At 69.8% G+C, this 12,108-nt stretch carries 9 protein-coding genes; 8 read left to right on the plus strand and 1 reads right to left on the minus strand.

Going from position 1 to position 12,108, the window contains the following annotated elements; all coding sequences use genetic code 11:
- The first annotated feature begins 433 nt into the window (after nucleotides 1-433).
- From AQJ91_RS45990 to AQJ91_RS46020, 8 genes are all read left to right on the plus strand, one after another.
- Nucleotides 434-1,684, plus strand: a complete 1,251-nt coding sequence (locus AQJ91_RS45990; protein WP_067035588.1) for a hypothetical protein — start codon at nucleotides 434-436, stop codon at nucleotides 1,682-1,684.
- 279 nt (nucleotides 1,685-1,963) lie between these two features.
- Complete coding sequence (locus AQJ91_RS45995) at nucleotides 1,964-2,302, plus strand: hypothetical protein (RefSeq protein ID WP_067035591.1); 339 nt, start codon at nucleotides 1,964-1,966, stop codon at nucleotides 2,300-2,302.
- Between the two features lie 40 nt (nucleotides 2,303-2,342).
- Entirely contained in the window at nucleotides 2,343-2,492 is a 150-nt protein-coding gene (locus tag AQJ91_RS54205; RefSeq protein ID WP_159054815.1) for a hypothetical protein, read from the plus strand.
- A 118-nt stretch (nucleotides 2,493-2,610) separates the two neighbouring features.
- A complete protein-coding gene (locus AQJ91_RS46000) occupies nucleotides 2,611-3,501 on the plus strand; it encodes a dioxygenase family protein (protein ID WP_067035596.1) in 891 nt (296 codons plus the stop codon).
- Nucleotides 3,498-4,973, plus strand: coding sequence for an amidohydrolase family protein (locus tag AQJ91_RS46005; protein ID WP_067035599.1), 1,476 nt, complete (start codon nucleotides 3,498-3,500; stop codon nucleotides 4,971-4,973). The genes AQJ91_RS46000 and AQJ91_RS46005 overlap by 4 nt, the downstream gene beginning before the upstream one ends.
- Before the next feature lie 3 nt (nucleotides 4,974-4,976).
- Nucleotides 4,977-6,140 carry a CaiB/BaiF CoA transferase family protein gene (locus tag AQJ91_RS46010; RefSeq protein WP_067035602.1) on the plus strand — a complete coding sequence of 388 codons (1,164 nt, stop codon included), beginning with the start codon at nucleotides 4,977-4,979 and terminating at the stop codon, nucleotides 6,138-6,140.
- Nucleotides 6,133-6,927 (plus strand): citryl-CoA lyase, encoded by a 795-nt coding sequence (locus tag AQJ91_RS46015; protein ID WP_067035605.1) that lies wholly within the window; start codon nucleotides 6,133-6,135, stop codon nucleotides 6,925-6,927. Before AQJ91_RS46010 ends, AQJ91_RS46015 begins: the two co-directional genes overlap by 8 nt.
- A 129-nt stretch (nucleotides 6,928-7,056) precedes the next feature.
- Complete coding sequence (locus tag AQJ91_RS46020; protein WP_234383435.1) at nucleotides 7,057-10,242, plus strand: glycoside hydrolase; 3,186 nt, start codon at nucleotides 7,057-7,059, stop codon at nucleotides 10,240-10,242.
- A gap of 50 nt (nucleotides 10,243-10,292) precedes the next feature.
- Here the strand turns inward: AQJ91_RS46020 and AQJ91_RS46025 are convergent, their stop codons facing one another.
- Complete coding sequence (locus tag AQJ91_RS46025; protein WP_067035611.1) at nucleotides 10,293-11,963, minus strand: cellulase family glycosylhydrolase; 1,671 nt, start codon at nucleotides 11,961-11,963, stop codon at nucleotides 10,293-10,295.
- Nucleotides 11,964-12,108 lie beyond the last annotated feature (145 nt).

Consider the following 12,108-nt stretch of genomic DNA (forward strand, 5'->3'; position numbering starts at 1 on the left):
TCCAACGCCTCGCTCGCGGACGGAGCGGCAGGGAAACTCATCAGCAGCGGCCGTTCTCTCGTACTTCGTTACTCGACATCCCGAAGCGTGGAGAACGGCCGCCCCCGCTGTCCCGGGAAGAACCACAGATCAGCAGGTCGGGTGACCTGCGAGGTTAAACGCCAAGCTCAGAAGCTGTCGTCTTTCCGGACCCCAACTGGACTCCGCGGTGGCATACAGCTGCGGCGACAGGGGCTTCCTGATGGCAGCCCCGGATGCGCGCCAACTTGGTACCAGGCACCTCGGTTTCACCTCAGATTTCCCTCAAGCCCCAGAAGCCTCGTGATGCGCTGAACTAGCCTCCCTGTCCATCAGCACTGGCCCAGTCATTGCTCGTGCGGCTGGCCGGCGACCCCCCTGGCCCCGAAGAGGCAAACCGCAGATGAAGCACCGGATGAAGAGCAGTTCCAAGAAGACCGTGATCATTGCGGCAGCGGGGACCAGTGTGCTGGCCCTGACCGTGCCGATCACGGCGTTGGCGACCACCACCGAGCCCGGTTCACAGGCAGCCGGATCACATTGCACCGTCGATGTATCCGGCGGTCCCGTGCAATGTTTCCCGACCTATCGGGCGGCCATCGCGGCGGCCACGGACGGCCGGGTCAAGGACGCTCCGCTGGACGTCCGCACAGCCGTCGCCAACCCGGCCTTCCAGAAGAAGATCGACGTTGCGGGCACCGCCGCAGAGCTGCGGGCCGATGCGGAGCCGGCCGCGGAGTCGTCCGTCGTCATCGGCACCGAGTACCTGGACGCGAACCACACGGGCAAGTCCATGAGCTTCACCGCCGAGAGCAAGTGCACCCCCGACGGGCCGGGCTTCCAGGTCGACCAGGTGCCCGCCGAGTTCAACGACGCCATCAGCTCGTACCAGACCTTCAACGACTGCCAGGCCCGGCACTTCGCCGACCCCGGGCTGAAGGGCGACTCCACCAGCTGGCAGATCGGCGGCCAGCTCTCGGTCGGGGACGGTGTGGACAACCTGACCAGCTCCATCCAGTGGAACTACGCGGAGTCGCCCACCGCCGCCCAGCTCTTCGCGGACTGCGACGAGAAGATCGCGACCTGCAAGTTCGAGCACAAGGGCGACGTCACCTACAGCTACGGCGGGGTCCACGAGGTGGCCCGCGCGTACAACTGCACCAGCATCGAGCAGCAGAAGAAGATGAGCTGGTGGGACACGACCGGCGGCAAGAACTCGCTCAGCGTCGAGCTGGGAGCCAGCTACAAGATCGGAAATGTCCTGACCGGCGGGGAGTACAGCCTCAGCTTCCAGACCACTTACGGACACGAGTGGAGCTGGGAGAGCAGGGTGGCCGACGAAACGGACCTCACCGTCCCGGCCGGGGAGGTCGGCTGGGTCAACCGGAACACCAAGATGCAGACCGCGGGGGGTGAGTACACGGTGACGTACAAGGACCGCAAATGGGGTCACTACATCTGGTACGTCCGTGACTTCGTCGCCACCGGTCCCGTCCCCCAGGAGATGGGTGTCGTCGACTGGGTCTCCCGCCCCATGACGGCGGCGGAGAAGGCCGATCACTGCAAGGACGGCACTGCCGTGGTCACCGCCACTCCGAAGAAGACCAAGGCCACATCCAACAAGAGCCTGCCCAGCACCGCTCACGTCCTGTCCGGCCCGCGTTGATCCGACCGGCCTGACCCACGCCACAGATGACGGGCCCGGTCGAGCAGCCGCTCCTGGTAGACGGCCGGGCCGCCGAAGAGGAGCTACTGTCAGGACTTGAGGACTTGGCGCGCCGTAAGTCCAGATGAGCCGGGCGCTCCCAGGTGACGCCGATGCCGCCGTGGACCTGGATGTTCTCCACGGCCGCGCACCGGTACGCCTGGCCCGGGATCTGGAAGTGGACATCGCGGAAGGCGATGGGAGGCAGGCTGCCACCGTGGCACGGTCAGCACCCCGACCATGCGGTTCCACCCCACGTACGGCGACGACAGTCTGCACAGCAAGCGGGACTGCCTCCCCGGCGTCCGCCACCCCGGCCTCGGTCTCCTCGCAAGAGGTCTCAGCCATCAGCTCGGCGACCGTCTCCCGCGTGATCACCAGCCAGGACAGCACCACCCGCTCTGCCATCGGCCGCGCGGTCAACTTGGGCTGCACGGCGCGCTCGCCGCGGCCGGCGGGGCGCGGGTGGTGTCGGTGAGCTCCAGCGGGCACCTCTTCTCGCCGGTCGTCTTCGAGGACCCCCACTTCATCGAGCTGCGCAGCACCGGGCCGGCGACGGGATCACGGCCGACGCGCTGAGGCCGGGCGGCATCCAGGCCAACCTGATGCGGCCTCCCCGTTGCTCGACGGTGTCACCGGCCGCTACTTCGAGGACTGCAACGAGGCCGTCCCGCACCGGCCCGACACCAACACCGGCGTCGCGGCGCACGCCCTGGACCGGAAGGCGGCCGCACAGCTCTGGGACGTCTCCGAGCAGCTCCTGGCCTGATCTGCCATGGCGGGCAAACGAGGACTTGATTTACGCATCAACCATGCACCATGGTGTGTCCGCTGTACGGACGATAGTCCGCACAGCGGCCAAGGTTGATCGAATCAAGGAGGATTCCATGGCCTTCGTGACGGAGGGCAACCTCACCGACCTCGCGGTGAAACGCTGGGCCACCGCCCGCTCGCCCCGGCTCGCCGAGCTGATGACGGCGCTGGTGCGGCACCTCCACGCGTACGCCCGCGAGGTCGAGCTCACCGGGGAGGAGTGGGCGGCGGCGGTCGACTGGCTCACCGCGACCGGGCGGATCAGTGACGACAAGCGCCAGGAGTTCATCCTCGCCTCGGACGTACTCGGCCTGAGCACGCTCGTCGTCCAGCTGAACCACCGCTTCTCGGCGGACGCGACGCCGGCGACGGTGCTCGGCCCCTTCCACATCGACGGCTCGCCCGCGGCACCGTTCGGGGCCGACATGTCCGACGGCGTCCCGGGCACCCCGCTGTTCGTCACCGGCCGCGTGCTGGACCTCGCCGGCACGCCGCTGCCCGACGTCGTCCTGGACGTGTGGCAGGCCGACGCCGACGGCACGTACGAGGCCCAGCTGCCGGAGATCGACGAGGCGCGGCTGCGCGCGACGTACCGGACGCGCGCGGACGGCACGTACTGCGTGCGCACCATCGCACCGCGCGGCTACGCGATCCCGATGGACGGCCCGGTCGGCGGCCTGATCAGCGGGACCGACATCAGCTACTTCCGTCCCGCGCACATCCACTTCCTGATCGACCACCCCGGCCACCAGAAGCTCATCACCCACCTGTTCCAGCAGGGTGCCGAATTCCTCGACACCGACGTCGTGTTCGGCACGAAGGACGAGCTGATCGTGCGCTTCACGGAGCGGCCGGCCGGCGCCTGTCCCGACGGCGGCACGATCGACGAGCCCTATCTGCACGCCGAGTTCGACTTCGTGCTCCAGCCCCAGGCTCACACCACCGACGACGAGGTGACCGCATGACGATCGAAGAACCGCGCGCCGAGGACTTCGCCCCGGGGCGCCCCGTCCTGTTCCGCGACGCGACCGTCCTGTCCATGGATCCGTCGGTCGGCCTGCTCGAACGGGGCGACGTCCTGGTCCGCGGCGAGCGGATCGAGCGGGTCGGGCGGGATCTCCAGGCCCCGGACGACGCGGTGGTGGTGGACTGTTCCGGCGGCATCCTCATGCCCGGCATGGTCGACACGCACCGGCACATGTGGCAGACGGCGCTGCGCGGCCTCGGCGCGGACTGGACGCTGTCGCAGTACTTCGTCTTCTACTACCTCAACTGGGGCAAGATCTTCCGCCCGGAGGACATCCACGCCGGCAATCTGCTGTCCGGGCTCGAGGCGATCGACGCGGGTGTCACCACCACGGTGGACTGGTCGCACGGCCTGCAGACCCCCGAGCACGGGGACGCGGCCGTCGCGGCACTGCGCGGGGTGCCCGGCCGCTTCGTGCTGGCCTACGGCAACCTGCTCGGAGCGCCCTGGGAGTGGGCCAACTCCCCTGAGTTCCGCGCCTTCGTGGACCGCAACTTCTCCGCGCGGGACGACATGCTGGGCCTGCAGCTCGCCTTCGACGTCACCGGTGACGACGCGTTCCCCGAGAAGGGGGCGTTCGAGGCGGCCCGCGAGCTGGGACTGCCGGTGACCACCCACGCGGGCGTGTGGGGCGCGACCGACGACAACGGCATCCGGCTGATGTGGGACCACGGGTTCATGACGCCGGACGTCACCTATGTGCACTCGGCGACGCTCAGCGAGGACTCGTACCACCGGATCGCCGCCTCGGGCGGCACCGTCTCGGTGTCGGCGGAGAGCGAGCACAACGCGGGCCAGGGCTACCCGCCCACCTGGCGGCTGCGCCGCCACGGCATCCCCGTGTCGCTGTCGATGGACACCAGCGTGTGGTTCAGCGCCGACCTGTTCTCGGCCATGCGCGCCACCCTCTCGGCCGACCGGACCCGCGAGCACATGGCTGCGCACGCGGGCGGGGAGACGGTGGTGCATCACCGGCTGCGGGCCCGGGACGTCGTGGAGTGGGCCACGATCGGCGGCGCCGGGGTGCTCGGCCTCTCCGACACGATCGGTTCGCTGACGCCGGGCAAGAAGGCCGACCTGGTGCTGCTCAAGAACGACCGCAGCCCGGCGATGTACCCGGTGCTGCACCCGTACGGGCATGTCGTCTACCAGGCCACCCGCGCCGACGTACACACCGTGCTCGTCAACGGCACCGTCGTGAAGTACGCCCACGAGCTGGTCGGCGTGGACCTGGACCGCGCCCGTACGGCCGTCGCCGCGACCGTCGAGCACGCCCGCGCCACGATGGGCGAGGACGCCTGGCGGGAGGCCGTGGAGCCGCAGATCCCCGAGACCGAGCTGATCTCCAACCCGTACACCTACAGCAAGTACCGCGGCGAAGGCGTCGCCGTGCGGCACGAGGAGGCGTAGCCCATGGGCAGCGGTTCAGGCACCCGCGGACCGCTCGACGGACTGCTGGTGGCGGACTTCTCGCGGGTCCTGGCGGGTCCGTACGCCACGATGCTGCTGGCCGATCTCGGCGCCGACGTGGTGAAGGTCGAGGGGCCGGGCGGGGACGACACACGCAGTTGGATGCCGCCGGTGCGTGACGGTGTGTCGACCTACTACCTGGGGATCAACCGCGGCAAGCGGTCCATCGCGCTCGATCTCCGTGACGACACGGACGCACGGCTGGCCAGGGAACTGGCCCGGCGTGCGGATGTGCTGATCGAGAACTTCAAGCCGGGCGGGCTGGCCAAGTACGGCCTGGACCACGCCTCGGTGAGCGCCGGCAACCCGGGCGTGGTGTACGCGTCGATCAGCGGTTTCGGAACCGGCCCCGGCCGCAAGGTGCCCGGCTACGACCTGATGGTGCAGGCCGTCTCCGGGCTGATGAGCCTCACCGGTGACCCGGAGGGCCCGCCGTACCGGGCGGGGATCTCGGTCTTCGACGTCATGGCGGGCAATCACGCCGTCGTCGGGATCCTCGCCGCGCTGCGGCACCGCGACGCCACCGGCCGAGGCCAGCTCGTCGAGGTGAACCTGCTGTCGTCGGCGCTGACCGGACTGGTCAACCACAGCTCCGCCCATGTGGCCGGCGGCACCGTGCCCTACCGGATGGGCAACGCGCACCCCAGTGTCTTCCCCTACGAGCCGCTGCCGACCGCCGACGGCGACCTGATCGTCACCGCCGCGAACGACGGCCAGTTCCGCAGGCTGTGCGAGGTGCTCGGCATGCCCGAGGCCGCCGACGATCCCCGTTTCCGGCACAACGCCGACCGCACCGAGCGGCGCGAGGAGCTCCGGCCGCTGCTGGTCGAGCGGTTGCGGACGAGGACCGCGCTGGAGTGGTTCGACCTGCTCGTGGACGCCGGGGTGCCGTGCGGGCCCATCAACACCATCGACGGCGGGTTCGCGATGGCGGAGCGCTTCGGGCTCGACCCGGTCGTCGAGGTCGGCGAGGCGGACCGGGCCGTGCCCACCACCCGGCATCCGATCCGCTTCTCGGAGACCCCCGCTGTCTACCGGCTGCCCCCGCCCGGGTTGGACGAGCACGGGGCGGAACTGCGCACATGGCTGGAGAAGGCCGATGACTGAGTACCCGACCGCGCTCGGGGCGTCGTCCCTGAACGGCATCACCCTGCTCGGGCAGGACCTCGCCGAGGACGTGATGGGGAAGGTGGGGTTCGGCGAACTGGCGTTCTGGCTGGCCACCCAGCGCCGTCCGACGCCCGGGCAGACACGGGTGTTCGAGGCCGTGCTCGCGGCGCTGGCCGACCACGGCTTCACCCCGACCGCGATCACCGCCCGGCTGACGTTTCTGTCGGCGCCCGACTCCGTCCAGGGAGCCCTGGCCGCCGGGCTCCTCGGCGGGGGTTCACGCTTCCTCGGTGTGACCGAGGACTGCGGCCGGTTCCTGCACGAGGCCCTGTCCGCGGCGGCGGACGGTCACCCGGCCGACGAGGCCGGCTGGGACGAGCTCGCCCTGGCCACCGTACGCTCCGCGCGCGAGGCCCGGACGAAGATCCCCGGTCTCGGGCACCACGTCCACAAGGAGGGCGACCCGCGCACCCCGAGGCTGTTCCGGATCGCCACCGAGGAAGGGCTGTTCGGCCCGCACCTCTCCCTGTTCGCGGCCATCGGACGGGTCCACCCACAGGTGCTGGGCCGGACGCTGCCGCTCAACGGCGCGGGAGTGTGCGGTGCGGCGCTCGCCGACCTCGGCCTGCCGCTGGAGCTGCTCCGCGCCTTCGCCCTGCTCGCCCGTACGGCTGGGCTCATCGGCCAGCTCGCCGAGGAGATCCGCACTCCCGTCGCCAACGACATCTTCCTGTCGGTCGACCTCAACAACCGGGCCGTTCCGCCGAGTCCGCACGGCGCGTGACGGACGGCACCTCTTCCCGGCCGGAGCCTGCGCAATGTCTTGACGTGTTCATTTTCGTCGTCAAGCATGCCTTGGACTCGATTGCTTCTGGTCGATTCTGTGCGTCTCCGTGTTCTGGAAGGGAGTTCCGTGTCCAGCCGACATCGCATCGCCCAGGCGTTGGCCCCAACCGTCCCCCTGGTCCTCGCCGCAGGTCTCGTCTCCGCCCCCGCCGCCACCGCGGCCACAGCGCCGCAGAGCGCGGTCACGGTGCGGATCGACCCCTCGTACCAGCAGCAGGAGTTCGAGGGCTGGGGGACCAGTCTCGTCTGGTTCGCCAATGCCACGGGCGGCTACCCGGAACCCATCCGAAGACAGCTCGTCGACATGCTGTTCGGCGAGGACGGGCTCGCCCTCAACATCGCGCGCTACAACATCGGCGGCGGCAACGCCCCCGACGTCCGCAAGGACTACATGAAGGCCGGCGCGACCATGGAGGGCTTCTGGAAGGCCCCCGCGGGGACCACCCAGAAGGACATGGAGTGGTGGGACCCGAACAACCCGGACCACTGGGACTGGGACGCCGACGCGGGCCAGCGCTGGTGGGTGGACCAGATCAAGCGGAAGATCACCCGCTGGGAGGCGTTCAGCAACTCACCGCCCTGGTTCCAGACGGTCAGCGGCTATGTCTCCGGCGGCTTCGACTCCAGCGCGGACCAGATCCGCGCCGACCGCGTCGACGACTTCGCCACCTACCTGGTACGGGTGTCCGAGCGCCTGGAGCAGGAGCACGGTATCGACTTCGACACCATCGACCCGCTCAACGAGCCCAACACCCCCTACTGGGGCACCCAGTTGGGCGCCGACGGCCAGCCCACGGGCGGACGGCAGGAAGGCGCGCACGCCGGCCCGGAGCTCCAGCAGAAGGTGATCCTCGCCCTCGACAAGGCGCTCGACGAAGCACGGACCGAGGCCGAGATCTCCGCGATGGACGAGACCAACCCCGGCATCTTCACGCAGAACTGGAACGCGTACGACAGCACCGCGCGCGCCGCCGTCGACCAGCTCAACGTGCACACCTACGGCACGAGCCAGCGCACCAGCGCCCGGGACATCGCCAAGGGCGCGGACAAGAAGCTGTGGATGAGCGAGGTCGAGGGCACCTGGGGCACGGGCACCGACTTCACCAGCATGGAGCCGGGGCTGGGCATCGCCACCCGGATGGTCGACGACATGCGGGAACTGGAGCCCTCCGCCTGGGTGTTCTGGCAGCCCGTCGAGGACTCCATCCCGCAGGCCGCGGCGGGCAAGAACTGGGGCAGCATCCACGTCCCGTTCAACTGCACGGCCGAGGACACCCTGGAGACCTGCCCGATCCGCGCCAACTCCAAGTTCCACACCATCCGGAACTTCACCCACCACATCCGTCCCGGCGATCACTTCGTGAAGGTCGACGACCCCTCCAGCGTCGCCGCGGTGAAGATGTCGGGGCGTGCGGCGACCGTGGTGCACGTGAACGGCGGCACGTCCGCGCGCTCCGTGACCCTCGACCTCTCGCGCTTCGGCAGGGTCTCCTCGAAGGCCACTGTCACACCCGTGGTGACGAGCGCCGACGGCGCCCTCGTCCGGGGCACACCGGTCCGCGTCACCGACCGCTCGGCCACGCTCGACGTCCCCGCGAAGTCGGTCACCACCTTCCTGGTCGACGGCGTCAGGGGCGTGGCGAGGGATGCCGCCCTGGTGCAGCGCGGCCATGTCTACCGGCTGCAGGGTGCGCAGAGCGGCAAGTCGCTGGCTCCGTCGGCCGACGGCAGCGGTGTCGTCATCCGCACGGCCGACGCCGGAAGCGCCGAACAGCTGTGGTCCGTCCGGCAGTTGACCCCGGGCACCGACCACCGCGAGCGCTACGCCCTCACCACCGCCACGACCGGCAAACGGCTCGCGGTACGCGACAACCAGGCCGTCCTGGAGGACCCGGACGGCAGCCCGGCCGACGAAGCGGCGCAGTGGATCATGTCGACGACCGGCGACGGCAGTTGGACGTTCGTGAACGCCGCCACCGGCCGACTCCTCGACGTCACCGGGCAGTCGTCGGCGGACGGCGCCAAGGTGTCGACGTACACCCCGACGTCGGCGGCGAATCAGCGCTGGGCTGTGACCGACGAGACGGTGCTGCGCACCGAGCCGGCCGATGCGTTCACCGTCCCCGGGCTGGCGCCGAAGCTCCCGGAGACGGTGACACCGGTGTACCGGGACGGTGCCCGGGGCTCCCTCCCCGTGGTGTGGAACCTGCCGCCGGACCGGAAGTGGAGCGATCCCGGCACGGTACGCGTCACGGGCAGGGCGACGGATCCGCTCGGGCGGACGATCCCCGCGAAGGCGGTCGTCACCGTCGACACGATCGCCTCGACCCTCCCGGGCCGCGCCAAGACCTACACGGGCGGGAAGCCCGAACTCCCGTCCACGGTGGTCGGCGTAGGCAAGCACGACGGCAGGGCCGATCTGCCCGTGACCTGGGACTCGGCACCCGGCGGGGCGTTCGACACCACCGGCGTCGTGACGCTGCGCGGCACAGCACGGATCGTCGACGGCAGTACGGTCGACGCGACCGTACGGGTGCAGGTCACCGCACCGGCGGAAGCCAACATCGCACCGGACGACGGTGTCTCCGTCGCCGCCACCTTCACCGAGAACGGCTACTCCGCGGAGCGTCTGCGCAACGGCAACCTCTCCGAGAAGGCCTGGTCCAACTGGAAGCCGGGGAACACCAAGAACCCGTCCGACACCATCACCTTCACGCTGCCGGCGGCACGCGACCTGAACCGGATCGTGGCGCACTTCCACCGGGACGGGACCACCGCCTCCTTCCCCGAGAGCCTGAAGGTGCAGGTGCGGAGGGCCGGTGACGGCACCTGGGTGGACGCGAGCGACGCCATCGCGGTCGGCACCGAGGGCACACCGGTGGTCGACGTCCCGCTGGAGGCCGGGCCGGCGACCGGGGTGCGCGTGGTCATGACCGCACGTCAGGGCGGCTACCTCACCATGAGCGAGATCGAGGTGTACGCCAGGACCCCCGGCGTCTCCTCGGACGCCGCCGCCGCTTCGGTCGAGGTGGCCGGGCTGCCGGTCGCGTCGTTCGACCCCGGCACGGCCGGCTACCGCGTCGTCACCGACGACCCGAGGCGGGCGGTGGTCACGGCGACGGCACGCGACCCGTATGCGACCGTCGAGGTCGAGAAGACCACCGAGTCGCGTCGGACCGTGGCGGTCGTGTCCGTGACCAGTGAGGACGGGTCGCAGACGAGGAAGTACCGGATCGAACTCGTACGGCGCTGAGGCTCGACCGGCGAGGGCCGGTGCCCTCGCCGGTCAGCGGGAACGACCGGTCAAGTGGTCGCGCAGGAAGCGCCGTTGAGGGTGAACGCGGCCGGGGCGGTGTTGGTGCCGCCCCGGCTGCCGGTGAAGCCGACGGTGACCGAGCCGCCGGCGGCGATGGTGGAGGTGTACGAGGCCGGTGTGACGGTCACCGTGCCGCCGTTCTGCGTGGGGGTCCCGCCCCACATGTTGGAGATGGTCTGGCCGTCGGCGAAGCTGAAGCCCAGCGTCCAGCCGCTGATGGCGGCCGTGCCGGTGTTGCGGAGGACGATCTCCCCCTGGAATCCGCCCGGCCACTCGTTGACGACGCGGTATCCGACGGAGCAGGACCCGACGGGCGTGCTGCCGCCCTCGTCGGTGGTCACGTTCACCGTGGCCGAGCGCGCCGAGCGGTTCCCGGCGGCGTCATGGGCGTAGACGGCGAAGGTGTACGCCGTGTCGGCGGTGAGGCCGCTGATGGTGGCGCTGGTGCCGACGGACGCGGCCACCTTGGTCTCGGAGCCGGCGCTGACGCGGACGACGTCGTAGCCGGTGACGGCAACGTTGTCGGTGGCGGCGGACCAGGTGAGGGTGACGGACGTGGCCGTCACGGCGGAGGCGGTCGGGGTGCCGGGGGTGGTCGGCGCCTGGGTGTCGCCCGGGTTTCCGCCGCCGTAGACGGTGGCTTCCTTGGCGGTCTGGGCGATGCCGTTGGCGCCATTGAAGATGCGCTGCCCCCAGGAGCTGAGCCGGTTGGGGTCGAAGCCGACCGACAGGTCGAGGATCGGGTCGGTGTTGCCGCTCCAGGACCACGCCAGGTAGCCCAGCTCGAGCTGCTGGGCGGCGGCCATCATCGTGTCCTCGTCCGGGTCGCCCCACTGGTCGGCCGGGCCGCCGAACTCGCCGATCAGGATGGGCAGTCCGGCGTTGACGAAGGCGTTGAGATAGTCGGTGATCTCCTGGGCCGTGTCGAAGACGCTGTACATGTGGATCGAGAAGATCAGGTTGCCGGTGGGGTCGGCGGCGTGGACGGACTGGGCGTTGGCGCGCATGACGCCCTGCCAGTCCTGGCCCCAGTTGGGCGCGTCCACCATGATCGTGTGCTCGAACCCGGCGTTGCGCAGTTTCTTGACCGCGGCGATGGTGGGCTCGGTCCAGCCTTCGGGGTTGGTGTTGCCCCAGGGCTCGTTGCCGATGTTGACGATGACGTAGTTCTCTTCGCCGGCGAGGACGTCCTTCAGGCCGATCCAGTAGTCGGCCGCGTGGTCGAGGGTCCCGGCCGCGGCCTCCTCCGCGTAGCCGGTGGTGTCGTGCACCTCCAGCACACAGATCAGCCGGTTCGCCTTGCACTGGGCGACGACATTGGCCACGTCCTCGGGGCTGTTCCTGGTCCACCTGTGCCCGTCGGAGAGGACGACGCGGACGGTGTTCGCGCCCAGCGCCTTGACGTCGGCGAGCGACTGCAACTCGCCCGGATACCAGGTGTGGGCGTGGTTGACGCCCCGCATGACGAAGTCGTTGCCGTTGCCTTCGAGCAGCCGGCCGTCGCTGATGTGCAGGCCGGTGGCCTGGGCGCCCGGCGACTCGGCCTGGGCGACGGCCGGGCACAGGACACCGAGGACGACGAGCCCGACGAGGGCCGCGACTCCGGCCAGCAGACGGGTCAACGGGTTCTTTCGTGTCGTGCTTCTTGTTCTTCTCACTGCGACTCCAGGGAGTGAGCGCCAAGAAACTCAGGCATCAGAAGTAAAGCTTGGGAGCGCTCCCATGAAGCCAGTACGCCGAGTACACGTCAAGACATCGCGCAAGTCGTTCGACAGGTCGCACATTGTTCGGAACCTCTTGACG

The sequence above is a fragment of the Streptomyces dysideae genome (assembly GCF_001514305.1).
In the GTDB taxonomy this organism is placed as follows: Bacteria; Actinomycetota; Actinomycetes; order Streptomycetales; family Streptomycetaceae; genus Streptomyces; species Streptomyces dysideae.